Here is a 20624-nt window from a genome sequence, read left to right as displayed (position 1 = left end):
CTTTATTTGCGTAAATTCTCCAACATTACCTGGGTCATCGAATCCATTTCAAATTGATGTTTCCAACCCCAATCGTTTCTAGCGCGAGAATCGTCAATGCTTGCAGGCCAACTGTCGGCTATTTTCTGACGGAAATCGGGCTTGTAAGTAATGGTAAAATTAGGAATGTGCTTTTTGATTTCTTCGGCGATTTCGGCAGGCGTAAAACTGATTCCGGCCAAATTATACGAAGATCGAATTTTTATGTCATCGGCATCGGCTTGCATGATTTCTACTGTAGCGCGAATCGCGTCGTCCATATACATCATCGGTAGTTTGGTTTCTTCCGATAAAAAACATTCGAACTTTCCTTTTTCTAATGCTTTGTGGTAAATGTCAACCGCATAATCGGTGGTTCCGCCACCAGGTTCAGTCGTCCAACTAATCAATCCCGGATAACGAATGCTTCGCACGTCTACACCGTATTGATGATGGTAATATTCGCACCAACGCTCGCCCGTTTGTTTCGAAATTCCGTACACTGTTGTGGGTTCCATAATGGTAAACTGAGGCGTGTTTTCGCGCGGAGTTGTTGGTCCAAATACCGCAATACTAGAAGGCCAGAAGATCTTTTTAATTTTTTTTGCTTTCGCTAGATTCAACACATGAAAAAGCGAATTCATATTCAAATCCCATGCAAATGCTGGGTTTTTTTCTGCTGTAGCTGATAATAAAGCGGCCATCAAATAGACATCGGTAATTTGATATTGCTCGATTAAATGTTCGATTTGATTATAATCTAAGGCGTTGACTACTTCAAAGATTCCGTTGTTTACAATGTCGTTATTGAGTTTTCTAATGTCGGAAGCGATGACGTTGTCATTTCCGTAAATACTTCTGAGTTTGGTAGTTAGTTCGGTTCCGATTTGACCGCAAGCTCCAATGATTAATATTTTAGTTGTCATGTTTGGTTTGTTAGCAATTGCAAATATAACGATTTCGTAATTCGTATCTCCAACTTCGTATTTCGTATATGTCATTATTTTATAAAACCTTTCACACATTCACTCCAACAAAACCACTACTTTTGTATTTTTGTAATCAAAACTCGGAAAATGAAATTCCAATCGCTAGTACTTCTTATTGTTTCATTGTTGCTTTTTTCGTGTCAAGACGAGAATAAAATCCGCTTGATTGAACAGCAAAAAGAAGCCAAGAAAAAAGAAGTCATCTTCAACAACATCAACAGAGCTTGGGTGTTCAATATTCGTCCTTTGGATCCAACGGTTCAAGGTAAAATCAACAATTGGATGGAATGGCGATCGTTTTTAACTGAAATCAATCAAAAGCCAAAAAGTACGATTGGCGCTTTCCAAAAAAAGGCAAAAGTGCTTTCTAAAAAAGCCGCTGAATTGAAATTCAACATTCCATACGAATTCAACAAACCGCAAATCATCAGCCGCATTAGTGTGATTGAAACCAAAATCAAATCGATGAGTTTGTTCATCAATTTGAATCAAGTTCAAGACGCCAAAGTGGTCAAAAGTATACCCGAAATCAATCAAGAAATTGTTTCATTGCAATTGCAATTGGAAGAAATTGTGCGCCGAAGCCAAATTCCGAGAGAATCTGGCGAACCCGATCGCATTCAGATTTTAGACACAACACGAGCGATTCCCAACAGTGTGCCGCCCAAAAAATTCAGTATTGAGTAAATCGAATCTACTTCAAGTCTATGAAAAATCGGCAAAAGTCAATCTTTTAGCCGATGCCATTCAAAAAAGAGACACCCGCCTACAAATCAAAGGTTGGGCTGGATCGTCGTTGTCGTTCATCGTCAAAACCATTTTTGAAAAGAGCGAATTGCCCTTTCTTTTATTGTTTCAAGACAAGGAAGAAGCCGCGTATTACCTCAACGATTTGGAGAATTTAATCAACGACCAAGACGTACTTTTTTATCCGAGTTCGTACCGCAGACCCTATCAAATAGAAGAAACCGACAACGCCAATGTGTTGCTTCGCGCTGAAGTGTTGAACCGCATTAATTCGCGTAAAAAACCTTCCATTATTGTTTCGTATCCCGAAGCGATTTTTGAAAAAGTAGTCACGCGAAAAGAACTCGAAAAAAATACCTTAAAAGTTTCAGTTAGCGACCAAATTTCGATTGATTTTATCAACGAAGTGCTGTTCGAATACAACTTCAAACGCGTTGATTTTGTGTCGGAACCGGGCGAATTTTCAGTGCGAGGCGGAATCGTGGATGTGTTTTCTTTTTCAAACGACAATCCGTACCGAATTGAATTTTTTGGCAACGAAGTCGACAGCATTCGAACCTTTGATGTTGAAACCCAATTGTCGCTTCAACCACAGAAGAAAATCAGTATCATTCCGAATGTAGAGAATAAATTACTGAACGAATCGCGCGAAAGTTTCCTGCACTACATCAACGAAAAAACGGTTTTATTTTTGCAAAACACCGATTTGATTGTAGCGCAACTCGAGAAATTATTTGACAAAGCGAGTGAAGCTTTTGAGAAACTTTCGAAAGACATTCAGCACAACAAACCCGAAGAATTGTTCATCAACCACCAATCGTTTCTGAAAAAAGCATTGGATTTTACGGCAGTAGAGATTGGAAGCGGAAGCACATTTACGGTTGATAAAACCATCGAATTTCACATACAACCGCAACCGTCGTTCAACAAACAATTCGATTTATTACTCAATAAACTCAACGAAAATCATTTCAACGGCATCAAAAATTATTTGTTGTGTGCCAATGAAAGTCAGGCGAACCGTTTTCACGACATTTTTGAAGATTTAGATTCGGAAAGTCATGAAGACATTCGCAAGCAATACCAAACCATTGTTTTCCCTTTGTACCAAGGATTTTACGACGAAGAAAACCAAATTGCGTGCTACACTGATCATCAAATTTTTGAGCGTTACCATAAGTTCAACATCAAAAACGGCTATTCTAAAAAGCAGACTTTGACGTTGAAAGAACTCACTACGCTTTCGGTGGGCGATTATGTAACGCACATCGATCACGGAATCGGGAAATTTGGAGGTTTGCAGAAAATTCAGGTCGAAGGCAAAACCCAAGAAGCCATCAAATTGGTGTATGCGGATAACGATATTGTTTACGTAAGCATACATTCACTGCACAAAATTTCGAAATACAACGGCAAAGACGGTGCAGTTCCGAAAATTTATAAATTAGGTTCTGGAGCTTGGAAAGCCTTAAAACAAAAGACCAAAGCACGAGTCAAACACATTGCATTCAACTTGATTCAATTGTACGCCAAACGCCGATTGGAAAAAGGATACGCTTGTGCGCCCGACAGTTATTTGCAAAAAGAATTAGAAAGTTCTTTCATTTATGAAGATACACCCGACCAAATCACAGCAACCAACGATGTGAAAATGGATATGGAAAGCGATCGCCCGATGGATCGTTTGGTGTGTGGTGACGTAGGTTTTGGAAAAACAGAAGTTGCCATTCGTGCCGCATTTAAAGCGGTTGATAATGGAAAACAAGTGGCGGTTTTGGTTCCTACTACCATTTTGGCGTACCAACATTTCCGTACCTTTTCAGAACGTTTGAAGGAAATGCCGGTGACCGTAAATTATTTGAATCGTTTCAGAACGGCCAAGCAAAAAAGCGAAACCTTACAAAAATTAGCCGAAGGAAAGGTGGACATCATTATAGGAACACATCAATTAGTGAATAAAGACGTAAAATTCAAAGATCTGGGTTTGCTGATTGTAGACGAAGAGCAAAAGTTTGGCGTAAATGTAAAAGACAAATTAAAAACGATTGCGGCAAATATTGATACGTTGACCTTAACCGCGACACCAATTCCAAGAACGTTACAATTTTCGTTAATGGCTGCGCGTGATTTATCGGTAATCACAACTCCGCCACCGAACCGATATCCGATTGAATCGCAAGTGATTCGTTTTAGCGAAGAAGTGATTCGTGATGCGATTTCGTATGAAATTCAACGCAACGGTCAAGTGTTTTTCATCAACAACCGAATTGAAAATATTAAGGAAGTTGCCGGAATGATTCAGCGTCTCGTTCCCGATGCGCGCGTCGGAATTGGTCATGGCCAAATGGACGGAAAAAAACTAGAAGAATTGATGTTGGCTTTTATGAATGGCGAATTTGATGTTTTGGTTGCCACTACCATTATCGAGAGTGGATTGGACGTACCGAATGCGAACACGATTTTCATCAACAATGCCAATAATTTTGGTCTGTCCGATTTGCATCAAATGCGCGGTCGTGTAGGTCGAAGTAACAAAAAAGCCTTCTGTTATTTCATCACGCCACCGCATTCGATGATGACGAGTGAAGCTCAAAAAAGAATTCAAGCGTTAGAACAGTTCAGCGAATTGGGAAGCGGATTTAACATTGCCATGAAAGATTTGGAAATTCGTGGTGCGGGCGATTTATTGGGTGGAGAACAAAGCGGTTTCATCAACGAAATTGGTTTCGAAACTTACCAAAAAATCATGAACGAAGCCATTGACGAGTTGAAGGAAAATGAGTTCAAAGACTTATACGAAAACGAAAACGACATCGAAACTAAAGAATACGTCAAAGATTTGCAAATTGACACCGACTTTGAATTGTTGTTCCCCGATGAGTACATTAACAATATTTCGGAGCGCTTGAATTTGTACAATGAATTGAGTACAATTAAAGATGAAGAGCAACTGCAACGCTACGAGCAAAAACTGATTGACCGATTTGGTGCGTTGCCAAAAGAAGCTGTTGCGTTGCTGAATAGCATTCGCATCAAATGGAAAGCAACCCAAATCGGAATAGAAAAATTAGTCTTGAAACAAGGTAAAATGATTGGGTATTTTGTAGGCGATCAACAAAGCGATTATTACCAATCCAAACGTTTTATGAAGCTGCTTCAGTTTGTACAACAGAACGGCAATTTGTGTAAAATGAAGGAAAAAGAAACCAAAAACGGTTTGCGATTGCTATTGACATTTGAAAATGTAAAAAGCATCAACAAGGCGTTGGAGTTGATGAACTTGATGTGAGACTTCTTAGAATCGCTATGCTCTTAGATCTTTAGACTCGCTACGCTCTTAGAATATTAGATTCGCTCCGCTTTTAGATGTATATACCTGAGACACTCAGAAGTCCAAACATCTACAATCTTACAGTCTTAAAATCTTACAGTCTTACAGTCTTATCGTCTAAAGAAATCTTTTTATCTGATGTGCCAATTCCACCACATCCACTTTTTCAATAGGGTGAATCGTTTTAGGCAACACCAACAATTGAGAATGCTGAATTTTTCGATGCGTGTGAATGGTTTCTTCCAAAGTTACCATATCGTCTTTGTCACCAACTGACAGTAAAATTGGCAACGAAATTTGCTCGAAATCACTATCGCTTACTTCGGGATTCTGACCTAAATTGAGCATCATTTGTGCGGTTTTGGTCATCAATTGTTCCCAATTTTCACCGTGCATTTGTTCTAAACTCGAGGCGTATTTTGGCACTTTTTCTTTGATTACAATTGGATTGAGCATGGAAGCCATTTTTTGCGAACCTTCAATGGTCCAATTTAATTTGGTTGCCAAAGTGACTAATTTCTGAATTCGTTCGGGGAAATGTTTTGCCAAATACAAGCCCACGTATCCGCCCATACTGTAACCAAAAACGGAAATGGATTTGATTTGATTTTCATCTAAAAAAGCAATGACTTCGTTGGCAAAACCAGCGATAGTAAAATCACTTTCGGGCAATTCGCTTTCGCCATGACCTTGAAAAGAGAAACGGTACACATCGAAATCATTTTGCAACGATTCCTTTAACGGTTGCAGGCTTCTTTCGCTTCCTAATGCGCCGTGAAGTAAGAGTAGTTGTTGTTGCATTTCTTAATTTTTACCGTTGAAAAATACTAAAAAAATCTGTGAAAATTTGTGTAATCTGTGTTTAGAAATAATAAAACGCTTCTTCAATATGTTCGATATGAAAATCGTTGGCTTCTTTGTTGATGGCGATGATGTCAAAACGAACTTCTACATCCAAATCGCGTGAAACCACATATTCATTTACCGCTTTTACTAACAATTGTATTTTTCTTGGTTTGACAAAATCCTGTGGTAGGCCAAAATCGATGGACGAACGCGTTTTAACTTCTACAATGGCCAAAATGTTTTCTTTTTGAGCAATAATGTCAATTTCGGCTTTTTGAAACACCCAATTCGTTTCGAGAATAGTATAGCCATTTTGTTGCAGAAAATCTACAGCCAATTCTTCTCCGAGTTTACCTAATTCGTTGTGGGAAGCCATTTTTAGACTACTTAGATTATTAGATTGTTAGACTATTTAGATTTCTTAGATTCTAACTTTCTAAAAGGTCTAAGTTAGTCTAAGCAAGTCTAATTAATCTATTCAAATATTACTTTACTTTCCAATTCGTTTACATCCATAGAGACTTGTTTGCCAAAAATCAATGCACGATTATCGGCCATGTGTCCGGCTGGGAAATTGTATATTATTGGAATGTTGTATTCTTTGCACACGTCTTCAATAATTTGGTTGGCATTTTTGCCCCACGGAATGTCGTTGTCTTTCATTTTGGTCATTCCGCCCACAATAATTCCTTTGATGCTTTCGAGACAACCGTTGCGTTTGAGGTTCATCATCATGCGATCGATGTGGTACAAATATTCGTCTAAATCTTCTAAAAACAGAATTTTATCATTACAATCAATCGACGATGGCGAGCCAAATAAACTGTATAAAATTGACAAATTCCCGCCTACTAATTCGCCCTTGGCTGAACCAAAACGATTCATAGGATCACACGGAACGGTATATTCTAAATGCTCACCAAATAAGGATTTGCGTAGGGTTTCTTTGGCTTCTTCAGTCGCTTTTGAACTCACGGGCATAATGCCGTGTATCGATTGAAAACCCATTGTATTCAAATGACTGTGTAATACGGTTACATCGCTAAAACCTACAATCCATTTCGGGCTTTCTTTAAACTTAGTAAAATCCAATTTATCAATCATACGCACGGTTCCGTATCCACCACGAACGCACCAAATCGCCTTGATATTGGGATTATCGATTTGCGTTTGAAAATCAGCTGCACGTTCATCGTCGGTTCCAGCCAATTGATTCAAATCGAGACCTATGGTTTTACCAATTACGACTTCCAAACCCCAACTTTTCAACCATGAAATTGCGGGTTGTAAATTGTCTTCTATGTTTTTACGTGCTGTGGCAACAATGGCAACTGTATCGCCTTTTTTTAAATACGGTGGTGTAATCATTTTCTTTTGGGAATGAAGTTGTATTGAGAATAAAGAGATTAAAATATAGAAAATAGACTTTTTCATTTATACATATAATCGATAACGCAAATCTAATAATTTTTATGCCAACCAAAACCATAGTTGATTCCTATCCCAATGAACGCATTTTTCGAAATGTTTCCGTAGAGTTTAAAACCAATACTTCTAGAGAACGAAGTGGGTTTACCAACAGGAACTAAAAAATAAATTCGGTAGCGCTCTTTATCGCGATTGAACCATTTGATGTTCATTTCAAATGGCAAACCTACACCGTCTTGAACCTCATAATTACGAACATCGTTTTCCATAAAAGTAAACTCTTTATGTTTTACATAACCCACTCCTGCTGAATAACTAAAAGAATGGTTGTCGTAGATTTTGCGTCTTCCGTATAATAAAGCAAACTCATCGGTTTGTTCAATAACTTCAAAAGCTGGAAAAAACACAAAAAGAAATTTTCCTTCCAATTGAATGTTGTTGGTGTAACGTAAAGTGAATAAATTCTCTTTGGTTTGATAGTTCAAGCTGATTCCGTTTGAAAACCCACCCGAACCACCAAAAGCGGGACCAAAATAATATTCAGAGAAAAGAATTGGATTGGTTTTTTCTTGCGACCAGCAATTCACTAACAACAGCAAAGTGAATGCTGTAAGTAACGATTGTTTTTTCATATCTTTTTTATCCAAATATAGTATTTTTTGAACGCTGATGAAACGGATTGTAGAGATTTACGCTGGTATTTTTTATCACTGCATTTGACTGTAGGATTGTAAGATTATAAGACTTTAAGATTGTAGGATAAGAAATTTGTCCCAATGAAACGGATTGCCCTAGCCCAGATAAAGCCGATATCCTCCGATGGACAAAAACAAAGGCTTTGCCTGTAGTTTTTGCCAATCGGAGATAAAGGCGAAAGCTGGAAATAGCTTCAAAATAAAAATCATAAAACTCTCGTTTCTATTGCTTATTTTTGCACTTTATATACCATTACAATGTTAGAAAACCCAAAAAGATATACAATCACGGCGGCGTTACCCTATACCAATGGACCGATTCATATTGGTCATTTGGCTGGAGTTTACGTTCCTGCTGATATTTACGCTCGTTTTTTGCGTTTGCAAGGAAAAGACGTGGCATTTATGTGCGGAAGCGATGAACACGGCGTTGCGATTTCGATGAAAGCCAAAAAAGAAGGCATTACACCGCAAGAAGTGATTGATAAATACGACGGAATTATTCGGAAATCGTTTGTGGATTTTGGAGTTTCGTTTGATAATTATTCGCGTACATCAGCTCAAATTCACCATGATACGGCTTCAGAATTTTTCAGAACCTTATACGATAAAGGTGATTTTATAGAGCAAGTTACTGAGCAATTGTACGATGCCAAAGCCGATCAGTTTTTGGCCGACCGATTTGTAACTGGAACGTGTCCGAGATGTGAAAATCCGGAAGCCTATGGCGATCAATGCGAGCGTTGTGGTTCGACGTTAAATGCGACCGATTTGATCAATCCGAAATCGACAATTACGGGTGAAACTCCGATTCTAAAAGAAACCAAACACTGGTTTTTACCTTTGGATAGATACCAAGATTTTCTGACGAATTGGATATTAGTGGAACATGCCAAAGACTGGAAAACGAATGTATTAGGACAAGTAAAATCGTGGTTGGACGATGGTTTGAAACCGCGTGCTGTAACCCGCGATTTGGATTGGGGAATTGACGTTCCGGTAGAAGGTGCAACTGGAAAAAAACTATACGTTTGGTTTGACGCTCCGATTGGTTACATTTCGGCTACCAAAGAATGGGCAGCGCGTGAAGGTAAAAATTGGGAAGATTATTGGAAAAAAGACGATACCAAATTGGTTCATTTTATAGGAAAAGACAATATTGTATTCCACTGTATTATTTTTCCGGCGATGTTGAAAGCCGAAGGAAGTTTTATTTTACCTGATAACGTTCCGGCGAATGAGTTTTTGAATTTGGAAGGCAATAAATTATCGACTTCCAAAAATTGGGCGGTTTGGTTGCACGAATATTTGGAAGATTTTCCAGGAAAGCAAGACGTGTTGCGTTATGCATTGACCGCGAATGCTCCTGAAACTAAGGATAATGATTTTACTTGGAAGGATTTTCAAGCGCGAAATAACAATGAATTGGCAGCTGTTTTTGGCAATTTCATCAATCGAATTGTGGTATTGACCAACAAATATTACGATGGAGTTGTTCCGACTCCGAATGAATTTACCGAAGTGGATGAGCAAACGTTAGCCGAATTAAAAGCGTATCCATCGGTTATTTCGAGTTCGATTGAGCGTTATCGTTTTAGAGAAGCACAAGTAGAATTGATGAACGTTGCGCGTTTAGGAAACAAATATTTGGCCGATGAAGAACCGTGGAAAATGGTAAAAACCGATCCAGAGCGAGTAAAAACTCAAATGTATGTAGCGTTGCAAATTGCTTCGGCATTGGCAATTTTATCAGAACCGTTTTTACCGTTTACCTCACAAAAATTATGCGCTGCATTGAACATCAAGTTGAATAATTGGAATTTAGATTTCGATCAGTGGAATTTGACAAAAGCAGGACACACAATCAATCAATGCGAGATTTTGTTTGCTCAGATTGAAGACGCCGAAATTCAGAATCAAATTGACAAATTAGAAGCCACTAAAAAAGCAAATGTGGTTGAAAATACTATGGAAGAAACTACCATTACACCTCAAAAACCAACCGCTACTTTTGAGGATTTTACCAAATTAGATTTGCGTGTTGGAACCATCATTGAAGCCGAAAAAATGCCCAAAGCCGATAAACTTTTAGTATTGAAAATTGATACTGGCTTGGATGTGAGAACCGTTGTTTCGGGAATTGCAGAACATTTTTCTCCCGAAGAAGTGATTGGAAAACGCGTCACTATTTTGGCCAATTTAGCGCCAAGAGCATTACGTGGTGTGGAAAGCCAAGGAATGATTTTGATGACCAACAACAGTGAAGGCAAATTGGTTTTTGTGAATCCGGATGCAGATGGCGTTGCGAATGGTGCGACGATTAGTTAGAAAATAATTTTACTATCAATTTGAATCACTTATGAAAAAACTACTTTTCTACTGGGCATTTCTCTTGAGCTGTATGTGTCATTCTCAGAGTTACACTACTTCAATCCCGTTTCTAATGAAAAAAGACGGTCAATCGTTTAGTTATGTAGACCAATCGAAAGATGAAGCCTATCTATTTGTTGCCAACGCAAAAAAAGTACGTGTCATTCATTACGACACAAAATTCAATCATTTGGATACTTTAATGACAACAATTCCGGGGAATAAATCGGATAACATGATTGGTTTTAGCAAAAATGGAAGTACGGTGAATTTGATTTGGTCATCAAAAAATGGAAATAAATTTCTATTTCAAAATCTTGATTTTGCCACCAAAAAAGTGACACTAACCACAAAAGAGTTCAGGTTTAATAATGAAACGGTAGTACAAACTTTTTCTTCTAATGATGCTTTTTATTGTTTGTCGGTTGTGGATAATTCGAGTACTTTGAAATTATATCGATTCAATAGTAACAATGAATTGGACGAAAAAACCATTGATGTAAGCAGTACTGTTTTTAGTGATTCTAATAATCAACGAGCCAATGTTTATGATTTGTTATCAGAGAGTTTCGGATCATTTGAATCCGCTTTTGAATTGCAAAATATTGATGTAACTGTTCCGAATTCATTGGCCATTTGCTCCAAAAAAAGAAAAGCCTATTTTAGTAACAATGAACTAGTTTTGACCTTTGATAACAATCCGTTGAGCACACAAATTATCACAATAAAATTAGATGATTATTCATCAGTAGTTCAAAAAATTGACCAACCTTCAGATAAAATAGTAAGTACGCAAACTAATTCTTATTATTTTGACCATCATTTGTATCAGATAAAAGTTTCGATGAATCAATTGTTTTTTAGCATAAAAAAACGAACTGGAGAAACTGTTAAAGAATTTAGTGCCAACTCGAGTGAAACTATATCGTTTAAAAATTCTGACTTTTTAGCCGAATGGGTGAATCCGTTTGCAGAAAGTAAAATCACAACTACTCAGCAGTTTATTTCTAAAATTTATTCGTCTCAGCCAGGTATTTCATGTTATAATTTAAATGGGAAAAACATTATTTCGATGGGTGGCGTTTCGGAGAGAATTAAAAAAATTGACCCTAATGAGCAAGATTCAAGTACCTACAGCTATCCTGTATTTGCTGGCGGAGCAATTGGCGGATTATTAGCCGCGTCTGCATACGTCTTATTTGGCGGATACAACGGAACCAGTGTGTTCAACAACAACTTTAAATCGAGTCGAAATATAGTATCCATTCATTCTTTATTCTCTAAAGATTTTGAATTACAAACTGACAAAGTAAACGCTTATTCAAGCACCAAAATGTGCAGTTATTTTAATGGATTTGCTCCAATTAAATACCCAACCTTTTTCTCCACCAACGGAAAAGCTTACATTGGTTCTTATAACGAAGACGCCAAACAATATGTTGTAATGCGTTTTGACAATTAAAACAAATACATGAATCATTTCATAGAAAAACTCCCTAAAGCTGAACTACACCTACACATTGAAGGCTCATTTGAACCCGAATTGATGTTTGCTTTGGCACAGCGTAATCAGATTGATATTCCGTACAAAACCATCGAAGAAGTCAAGGAAGCCTACAAATTTTCGTGTTTGCAAGATTTCTTAAACATTTATTATGCTGGCGCCAGTGTTTTGATTCACGAGCAGGATTTTTACGAACTTACTATGGCATATTTAAACAAATGTCATCAAGAAAACATTGTACATACCGAAATCATGTTTGACCCTCAAACGCATACACAACGCGGAGTTTCGTTTGAAACAGTCATCAACGGAATTGAAAGAGCCCGTGAAGAAGCACAGCAAAAATGGGGAATCTCATCGTTATTAATCATGAGTTATTTACGTCATTTATCGGAAGATGATGCTTTTGAAACCTTACGCCAATCGTTGCCTTTCAAGCATTTAATAAAAGCAGTTGGTTTGGATTCGTCTGAAAAAGGAAATCCGCCTTCTAAGTTTTACAAAGTCTTTGAAGCTTCTGCCAAAGAAGGTTATGTTTTGTTGGCTCACGCTGGAGAAGAAGGTCCGGCAGAATACGTTTGGGAAGCCATTGACGGTTTGAAAATAGTGCGCATTGACCACGGAAATAACTGTTTGACCGATGAAAATTTGGTGAACGAAATCATTCGAAGAGATCTGGCCTTGACGGTTTGTCCGCTTTCCAATTTAGAGTTAAAAGTAGTCGCTGATTTAAAAGATCATCCGTTAAAAACAATGTTAGACAAAGGCATAAAAGTGACTGTAAATTCTGATGATCCAGCTTATTTTGGAGGTTATTTGAATCAGAATTTCAATTCCATTCAACAAGCATTAGATTTAACGAAAGAAGAGATTGTTATTTTGGCCAAAAACTCATTCAATTATTCTTTATTGGATGATAAACGAAAAACAGAATTAGTTCGTTTAGTAGATGAATACTCTTTAAATTATTAAAATTGAATATGAAAAAAATTGCCATTATACTGTTATTATCTTCACTCAACTGTATTTCACAAAATTTAGCCAAAAGCATATCACTGAACTATTCTAGAAAAAATGATGTTTTTCAAGTAGTTGAAGAAAACAAAAAGCAGGTTTCGTTGTTTTTTAGCGATAGAAACAATGTACGAACCATTCGTTTTGACGAAAATTTTAACATAATAGATTCACTATCTGCTGAACGACCATCTAGAGATTATTATGATGATATAATTGGTTACAGTATTTCGGGCAACAACTATTATTCGTATTGGTCAAGTTCAAATAATAAAGAAATTGCTTCACAAAGTTTTGATTTTGATGGGAAAAAAGTTTCATTAACAACATTCAAGTTAGAATTTTCAAAAGAAAAACCAATAGAAAGAATCACCATTAACAATGTTTTCTATTTGGTAACGATTGTAAAACACACAAGTATATTGAATTTTTATGTTTTTAATGATGGAAAAATGGAGAAAAAAACCATTGATTTGTCGAGTAGAAATTTTGTGAGTTATGACAATCAAAGGGTGAATTTATGGGAAATAATTTCAGAAGTAACCGATTTTGACAACGGCCTTTCGGTTCAAAATATACTAGAAGAAACACCACCATCTCTGACATTCAGTGCCAATAAGAAAAAAGCATACGTAAGAGATAATCGCCTTATTTTTACCTTCGACAACAATAAAGGTTTTACTCAATTAATCAATTTTAACATCAACGATTTTACCTACGAAGTTAAATCGTACACTCAACCTTACATTGAACCAACTGAATTTGATGTCTCCCAGTCCAATTCATTTTTGCTCAAGAATCGAATCATTCAAATTAAGCTGAATACTAATTTAATGTACATTTCTGTAAAAGATTTAGAAGGAAATGAACTAAAAACTTTTACTGCTCTTGCAGACAAGGAAATTGATTTCAAAAACTCCGACATCATTCAAGAAAATGGATCCGTAGTTAACACTCGTATTTTGGACAAGTCAAACCAACTGTTACGTAAAGTTTCAAATCTTAATCCATCGCTTTCGTGTTACAGTTATAATGATAAAATATACTTTACTTTAGGAGCAGTTTCATTAGTTCAAAACAATGGTGCACTTTATGGAGCCATGATTGGTGGCATGGCTGGAGCTATTATTGGCGGTGCTATTTCTTCTAGTTATTCTGTAAACAATCTAAACTCCTATAACGGACGAAAAGTAGTTTACATTAACTGTCTTTTTGATTCAGAATTCAATCATATTGATGGAGAAGTAAAAAAATTAGCTTTTGACGAATTGAGAGTATTTGCTAGTAAAAAACAAGATTTAGTAAGTCAAACCGTTTTCAAAATGAATTCTAAATTGTATTTTGGAGGTTACGATAAAACTACTAGAACCTATTCTTTTTACTCATTTAACGATTAATCTATTTTTATGAATTTAAAAGTAATTGCGTTTGACGCTGACGATACACTATTTGTAAACGAGCCTTATTTTCAGGAAACCGAGCGCAAATTTTGTGAACTGATGTCGGATTATTTGTCACATCAAGGATTGTCTCAAGAATTGTTTCGAATAGAAATTCAGAATTTGGAATTGTATGGTTACGGAATAAAAGGTTATATTCTTTCGATGATTGAAGCTGCAATGAAAATTTCAAACAACACCATTTCAATTGAAATTATTGAAAAAATCATCGAATACGGAAAAGAATTGCTGCAAAAACCCATAGAATTATTGGATGGTGTAGAAGAAACTTTGAAGGAATTGAATGGAAAATACAAATTAGTGGTTGCTACCAAAGGTGATTTGTTGGACCAAAGAAGAAAGTTGCACAATTCGGGTTTAGGCCATTATTTTCACCACATCGAAGTAATGTCGGACAAAAAAGAAAAAGACTATCATGATTTGCTTAAGCGTTTAGAAATAAATCCAGATGAATTTTTTATGATTGGGAATTCCTTAAAATCGGATGTTTTACCCGTTTTAGAAATTGGCGGATACGCCGTTCATATTCCGTTTCATACCACTTGGGAACACGAAAAAGTAAGTCATAAAGTAGAACATTCGAACTTTAAAACTTTGGAAAAAATCACTGAAGTATTACCAATTCTATTAAAATAAAAAAGCCACAGATTCGCAGATTAATACAATCAAAATCTGTGAATCTGCGGCGATTAAAAAATGAAACAAAAACTCGATATTGAAACTTGGAACCGCAAAGAGCATTTTCTGTTTTTCTCCCAAATGGAAGAACCTTTTTTTGGCGTAACAATAGTTATTGATTGCACCAAAGCCTATGAAAAAACAAAACAATTAGGTATTTCGTTCTTCACTTATTATTTACACAAAACATTAGTTGCTGTTAATTTGGTTGAGCCGTTTCGTTATCGAATTAAGGATAATGAAGTCTACATTTTTGACCGGATTGATGCTTCGGCTACCATTTTACGTGAAGATAAAACGTTTGGATTTTCGTTCATTGAATTTCACCCAGACGTTCTTGAATTTTCAGAAATTACCCAAAAGGAAATTGAACGAATCCAAAATACGACTGGACTTTTAACGAGAGAATATCCTGAAAATCTGATTCATTTTTCGGCTTTACCGTGGATTAATTTTACTTCTTTTACCCACGCAAGAAGCTTTACTTGGCCTGATAGTTGCCCGAAAATTTCCTTTGGGAAAATGATGGACGAAAACGGAAAGAAAACCATGTCTATGTCTATACACGTTCACCATGGTTTGATGGACGGTTATCATGTAGGCGAATTTGTAGAAGTTTTTGAACGACTGATGAATGAATAATTAGTTGATGTACGTCCAATTGGAACCATCACTAATAACGGTTACTGTACGCAAATTCCCTTCGTACATATAAATCTGAGCACTTCCTGTAGTAGAATTTTTAGGGAATAACAAACCTGTTGCCGTAGTTAGTTGAGCCGTTATTGCATTTTGAATATTGCGAATAATGTACATTCTACCCGGAAAAAGAGTTGGGTTGGGCAATTGAAATTTATCGTCTGTAGCAACTGGACTAATGGAAATATAAACTCCATCATCAATCAAAACTGCAGCACCACCAGATCCTGAGCCATTTCCTGGAAGATTTACTACTTTTAAAGACACATTTCCATTTACGTCCAACGTACTCAAAGGTGTAGAAGTGTTAATTCCAACCTGTGAAAAACTACTTTGATAAAAGCTACAAAACACTACTAAAAAAAGCAATTGCTTTATGGATTTCATATTTTTTGGGTTCTTATTTTAATGACAGCAAATTAAAGGTATTAAAAAAATCAGAACTTACTAAAACAAAGTGTTGCGAAAACGTTTTCGTGTTGAAAAGTTATTTCACAGTGTCGCATTCCTTCTACAGAAAAAACAGAAAGGCAAGAAGAATAGTTCAAGCCTTTCCTTTCTTCAACATAGAATAGTATTATTTTCCAATCAATAGTAATTCATTGACAACTACATCAGTCACATACCTTTTTTCACCATTTTTATCATCATAACTTCGGTGCGTCAATTTTCCTTCAATCGCGATTTCTTTTCCTTTAGTTACATATTTTTCAATGATTTCTGCCGTTTTGCCCCAAGCGGTCAAGCGATGCCATTCGGTTTGTTCTACTTTTTCACCTTTGTTGTTGGTGTAATTCTCATTGGTGGCCAAACTAAATTTAGCTACTTTTTTACCACTTTCGATGGTTTTAATTTCTGGCTCTTGGCCTACGTGTCCGATTAATTGAACTTTGTTTCTCATGGCTTATAATAATTATTAGTTACTTTTAGATTAATACAATTTCTTTGACGATGACTTCTGTTATATATCGTTTCTCGCCATTTTTATCATCGTAGCTTCTGTGGGTTAATTTACCTTCAATGGCCACCTCTTTCCCTTTGGTTACATACTTTTCGATGATCTCGGCTGGTTTTCCCCAAGCCGTCACTCTGTGCCACTCGGTTTGTTCTACTTTTTCTCCGTTTTCTTTGTAATAAACTTCATTGGTAGCTAGTGTAAGATGGGCTACTTTTTTTCCTCCTTCAAGGTTTTTGATTTCAGGATCTTGTCCTACGTTTCCAATTAACTGTACTTTGTTTCTCATGGCGTTTACAAATTTAATGTTAGTGTTATTGATCTAATTTCTGTCGATGTTGTAATAGCGTTATTCACTTTCGACGATGCAAAGTTGCTGCAACACTCAGAAAAGATTCGGTTACTAAGCGTTTATTTTCGGTTGTAACTATTTGTAAGCGTTTGCAAACGGAACTATTTTTAGTATATTTGTTTGATTGTAAAGAATTTGAACGCCAAAACAACAACTCTAATCCAAACCTTACACTTTACAATTTGTTACTTATGGAAGCATCATTTGACTCAGAAAAACTCCGCTTTCCAATAGGAAAATTCACTATTCCTGAACTCATTTCGGAATCCGACACTCATCAATGGATTTCAGAAATCGAATCATTTTCGAATCGAATTTACAATCTTACAAGCACACTTTCTATCGAACAATTGAATTGGAACTACCGACCAAACGGTTGGACAATCAAACAAGTCGTTCATCATTGTGCCGACAGTCATATGAATAGTTTCATTCGATTCAAATTGGCTTTAACAGAAGAAATTCCGACCATCAAACCGTATGAAGAATCCAAATGGGCTGAATTAATTGATGGTTTAAATGACGATATTTCAGCTTCATTAAAAATTATTGAAGGTGTTCATTACCGTTGGACATTACTTCTGAAAAGTTTCAACAGTGATGATTTCTCTCGACAATTCATCCATCCCGAAAGTAAAAAAGTCTACCGTTTGGATGAAGCAACTGCCTTGTATGCTTGGCATTGCAATCATCATTTGGCACACATACATCAAGCTATCTACCATAAAGGACAATTTTAAATTTAAAAGCCATGACAAAAACCTGTTTAGAATGTGAAGAAAAAATAGTAGGTCGAGAAGATAAAAAATTCTGCAGCGACGGTTGTCGAAACGCCTACAACAATAAAATAAACAAAGACAGTACCAATTATATGCGCAACATCAATAATAAGTTGCGAAAAAATTACCGTATTTTGTCGGAGTTGAATGCAGATGGAAAATCAAAAACAACGCGCACAAAACTATTAAGCAAAGGATTTGATTTTGACTATTTTACATCCATTTTAAACACTAAATCGGGCAACACTTATTTTTTTGTTTATGAGCAAGGCTATATGATTTTGGAGAATGATTATTATATGTTGGTCAAAAAAGATATTTAATTAAAAAGACAAAAGCATGATTTCAGTGTTTATACTATTGGAATAAATTCAGCATAAAATGAAAAAAAACTACTCTTCTCTTTACTCCATGTTAGTGCTTGTGGCACTTATTTCTGGCATTTTTTATTGTATGATGCCACAAAATTACGACACCGAGGAAGCTTCGATTTCTGAATTTTCTACTAAAAGAGCCTTGGAAAAAGTCAAAGCAATAGCACAAAAACCGCATTATGTTGGTTCCAAAAATCACGAAGTTATAGCACAATACTTGATTCAAGAATTAAAAAATCTAGGTTTTCAACCTTCTGTTCAAGAAGGATTTACAATGACCGAAAAAGGAACTTTAGTGCAATCCAAAAACATTTTAGCTCGAATTGAAGGTACTGCAAATACTAAATCACTTTTACTTCTTTCTCATTACGACAGTGCGCCTCATTCGTATTCGCATGGTGCCAGTGACGATGCTTCAGGAGTAGCCACTATATTGGAAAGTATTCGTGCTTTTCTTCACACCAAAACCAAACACAAAAACGACATCATTATTCTTTTTTCGGATGCTGAAGAATTAGGATTGAATGGTGCCGCGCTTTTTGTAACGCAACACAATTGGGCAAAAGAAGTCGGTTTGGTGTTGAATTTTGAAGCGCGTGGTTCTTCTGGTCCGAGTTACATGCTAATGGAAACCAACGCTGGAAATGCCAAAATGGTGGATGGTTTTCAAAACGGAAAAGCGAATTACCCTGTTTCCAATTCGTTGATGTATTCTATTTACAAGATGTTGCCCAACGATACCGATTTGACCGTTTTTAGAGAAAGTGGGAAAATTCAAGGGTACAATTTTGCCTTTATTGACACTCATTTTGATTACCATACGTCGCAAGACAAATACGAACATTTAGATCCAAAAACCTTGACGCATCAAGGAACGTATTTGATGCCATTGTTGAAGTATTTTTCAAATTCTGATTTAAAAAACCTCAATTCAACTGAAGATAAAGTGTATTTTAATGTTCCGTTTTCGTTTGTGAGTTATCCTTTTTCATGGATTCTCCCGATGGTGATTATTGGTTTTGTGCTGTTGTTTCTGTTGATGTTTGTCGGGATGGGAAAACATGTTTTGCGTTTGGATCAAATCATCAAAGGGTTTTTACCTTTATTGGGTTCGCTTATTGTTGCTGGTGGAATAACCTATTTTGGCTGGGAAACACTACTTGTCATTTATCCCCAATACAACGATATTCTTCACGGATTTACCTATAACGGTCACGATTATATATATGCTTTTGTGAGTTTAACGATCGCTATTTGCTTTTTGTTTTATAAAAATGATGGTAAACGAAACCCAGAAATGAATCAAATCATTGCGCCTTTGTTTGTTTGGCTATTGATTAATATTGGAATTGCGTTGTATTTAAAAGGCGCTGGATTTTTGATTATCCCAGTCATTTCAAGCACGCTGATGTTGGGTTATTTTGTGATGACACAGAAATCAAATGCTGTCGTAAATGTGATTTTGTCCTTACCAACTCTCATTATTTTAGTGCCATTCATTCAGATGTTTCCAATTGGTTTGGGATTAAAAATTTTGGTGGGAAGTGCGTTTTTAACCGTTTTGACGTTCACCTTATTGCTTCCCATTTTTGGTTCGTTTACCCGAAAAGGAAGTTGGGCGATTTTGTTTTTTGCTCTTTCGATTGGATTATTTGCAAAAGCACACCAATCGTCGGGTTATGTCTATGGAAAAGCCAAACCGAATAGTTTAGTTTATATTTTAAATGGCGACACCAACAAAGCGAATTGGGCAACGTACGACACTAATTTGGACGAATGGACCAAAGGTTATTTAGGTGAAAAACCCAAAAGAGCTACGAGTTTGAACACCAATAAATTGTACAGCAAATACGGTTCGCAATACACTTTTATGGCTAATGCACCCGTAAAAAACATTCAAAAACCGACCATCGATTTTATAAAAGATTCGGTCATAGGAAACCAACGCTATTTGAAAATTGTAATTACTCCGAATCGCAAAGTAAATCGGTATGATATCTTTAATAACGGAAAGACAAAACTTCATCATTTAAAAGCGAATGGTACCCAATCGATTGATGTAAAAAGCAATATTATCGCTAAGAAAACCAATAAAATTTTGAGTTATTATGTGGTGGATAATCTTCCGTTGGAATTGGAATTTTCGATGAATTCGGATGAAAAACTCGATTTAAGTTTGGTGGAAAGTTCATTCGATTTGATGCAAAATCCTGCTTTCAGTATGGCTAAAAGACGCGATTGGATGATTCCGACTCCGTTTGTGTTGACCGATGCGATTATTGTAAATCAGAGAGTGAAACCAAGTGTAAAAAAAGATTCTATCATAACAGTGAAATAAAACGATTAAATCAATTTTTTATCAATTATTATAAACCATACAAATTA

19 protein-coding genes are annotated in these 20624 nt (G+C 36.3%); 11 read left to right on the top strand and 8 right to left on the bottom strand.

The genetic code is table 11. The annotated features are described in order from the left end of the window. Positions 1-2 precede the first annotated feature (2 nt). On the bottom strand, positions 3-944 hold the full coding sequence (locus VK161_RS06730) for an L-threonine 3-dehydrogenase (protein ID WP_324214143.1): 942 nt from the start codon (positions 942-944) through the stop codon (positions 3-5). A 150-nt stretch (positions 945-1094) separates the two neighbouring features. On the opposite strand from VK161_RS06730, the gene VK161_RS06725 reads away from it, so the two are divergent. Together VK161_RS06725 and mfd are read left to right on the top strand one after the other, a co-directional pair. Next, positions 1095-1694 carry a hypothetical protein gene (locus tag VK161_RS06725; protein WP_324214000.1) on the top strand — a complete coding sequence of 200 codons (600 nt, stop codon included), beginning with the start codon at positions 1095-1097 and terminating at the stop codon, positions 1692-1694. Between the two features lie 58 nt (positions 1695-1752). Beyond that, the gene (gene mfd / locus VK161_RS06720) at positions 1753-5043 is read left to right on the top strand and encodes a transcription-repair coupling factor (RefSeq protein WP_414655414.1); all 3291 of its coding nucleotides are present in this window, start codon (positions 1753-1755) and stop codon (positions 5041-5043) included. Positions 5044-5202: 159 nt separating this feature from the next. Here mfd and VK161_RS06715 read toward each other — a convergent pair whose 3' ends face one another. The 4 genes from VK161_RS06715 to VK161_RS06700 form a co-directional block, all read right to left on the bottom strand. After that, on the bottom strand, positions 5203-5886 hold the full coding sequence (locus VK161_RS06715; RefSeq protein ID WP_324213998.1) for an alpha/beta hydrolase: 684 nt from the start codon (positions 5884-5886) through the stop codon (positions 5203-5205). A 61-nt stretch (positions 5887-5947) separates the two neighbouring features. Further along, positions 5948-6307, bottom strand: coding sequence for a YraN family protein (locus tag VK161_RS06710; RefSeq protein ID WP_324213997.1), 360 nt, complete (start codon positions 6305-6307; stop codon positions 5948-5950). 98 nt (positions 6308-6405) lie between these two features. Then, complete coding sequence (locus VK161_RS06705; protein WP_414655413.1) at positions 6406-7299, bottom strand: S66 peptidase family protein; 894 nt, start codon at positions 7297-7299, stop codon at positions 6406-6408. Between the two features lie 92 nt (positions 7300-7391). After that, positions 7392-7991 carry a hypothetical protein gene (locus VK161_RS06700; RefSeq protein ID WP_324213995.1) on the bottom strand — a complete coding sequence of 200 codons (600 nt, stop codon included), beginning with the start codon at positions 7989-7991 and terminating at the stop codon, positions 7392-7394. A 321-nt stretch (positions 7992-8312) separates the two neighbouring features. Here VK161_RS06700 and metG point away from each other — a divergent pair, with 321 nt between their 5' ends. The 6 genes from metG to VK161_RS06670 are packed head-to-tail and all read left to right on the top strand — an operon-like array spanning position 8313 to position 15722. Next, the gene (gene metG / locus VK161_RS06695; RefSeq protein WP_324213994.1) at positions 8313-10382 is read left to right on the top strand and encodes a methionine--tRNA ligase; all 2070 of its coding nucleotides are present in this window, start codon (positions 8313-8315) and stop codon (positions 10380-10382) included. Positions 10383-10413: 31 nt separating this feature from the next. Then, on the top strand, positions 10414-11886 hold the full coding sequence (locus tag VK161_RS06690) for a hypothetical protein (RefSeq protein ID WP_324213993.1): 1473 nt from the start codon (positions 10414-10416) through the stop codon (positions 11884-11886). A 9-nt stretch (positions 11887-11895) separates the two neighbouring features. Further along, the gene (locus VK161_RS06685) at positions 11896-12900 is read left to right on the top strand and encodes an adenosine deaminase (RefSeq protein WP_324213992.1); all 1005 of its coding nucleotides are present in this window, start codon (positions 11896-11898) and stop codon (positions 12898-12900) included. Positions 12901-12908: 8 nt separating this feature from the next. After that, positions 12909-14339: a hypothetical protein gene (locus VK161_RS06680; RefSeq protein WP_324213991.1), complete on the top strand. Its 1431-nt coding sequence runs from the start codon at positions 12909-12911 to the stop codon at positions 14337-14339. 9 nt (positions 14340-14348) lie between these two features. Next, the gene (locus tag VK161_RS06675; protein WP_324213990.1) at positions 14349-15038 is read left to right on the top strand and encodes an HAD family hydrolase; all 690 of its coding nucleotides are present in this window, start codon (positions 14349-14351) and stop codon (positions 15036-15038) included. A gap of 60 nt (positions 15039-15098) precedes the next feature. Further along, on the top strand, positions 15099-15722 hold the full coding sequence (locus VK161_RS06670) for a chloramphenicol acetyltransferase (protein ID WP_324213989.1): 624 nt from the start codon (positions 15099-15101) through the stop codon (positions 15720-15722). Here VK161_RS06670 and VK161_RS06665 read toward each other — a convergent pair whose 3' ends face one another. From VK161_RS06665 to VK161_RS06655, 3 genes are all read right to left on the bottom strand, one after another. After that, on the bottom strand, positions 15723-16166 hold the full coding sequence (locus VK161_RS06665) for a hypothetical protein (RefSeq protein WP_324213988.1): 444 nt from the start codon (positions 16164-16166) through the stop codon (positions 15723-15725). It lies immediately after the preceding gene. 190 nt (positions 16167-16356) lie between these two features. Continuing rightward, a complete protein-coding gene (locus tag VK161_RS06660; protein ID WP_324213987.1) occupies positions 16357-16680 on the bottom strand; it encodes a single-stranded DNA-binding protein in 324 nt (107 codons plus the stop codon). 25 nt (positions 16681-16705) lie between these two features. Further along, complete coding sequence (locus VK161_RS06655; RefSeq protein ID WP_324213986.1) at positions 16706-17023, bottom strand: single-stranded DNA-binding protein; 318 nt, start codon at positions 17021-17023, stop codon at positions 16706-16708. A gap of 254 nt (positions 17024-17277) precedes the next feature. On the opposite strand from VK161_RS06655, the gene VK161_RS06650 reads away from it, so the two are divergent. From VK161_RS06650 to VK161_RS06640, 3 genes are read left to right on the top strand one after another with little or no spacing between them, the layout of a single operon-like run. Beyond that, positions 17278-17826: a YfiT family bacillithiol transferase gene (locus tag VK161_RS06650; protein WP_324213985.1), complete on the top strand. Its 549-nt coding sequence runs from the start codon at positions 17278-17280 to the stop codon at positions 17824-17826. Positions 17827-17837: 11 nt separating this feature from the next. Next, positions 17838-18188: a hypothetical protein gene (locus VK161_RS06645; RefSeq protein WP_324213984.1), complete on the top strand. Its 351-nt coding sequence runs from the start codon at positions 17838-17840 to the stop codon at positions 18186-18188. A 58-nt stretch (positions 18189-18246) separates the two neighbouring features. Then, positions 18247-20577, top strand: coding sequence for a M20/M25/M40 family metallo-hydrolase (locus VK161_RS06640; RefSeq protein WP_324213983.1), 2331 nt, complete (start codon positions 18247-18249; stop codon positions 20575-20577). Positions 20578-20624 lie beyond the last annotated feature (47 nt).

This window comes from Flavobacterium sp. (genome assembly GCF_035299245.1).
Taxonomy (GTDB): Bacteria; Bacteroidota; Bacteroidia; order Flavobacteriales; family Flavobacteriaceae; genus Flavobacterium.
Note: the sequence above shows the minus strand (reverse complement) of the source record. Positions and strands in the feature narration are given on the sequence as shown.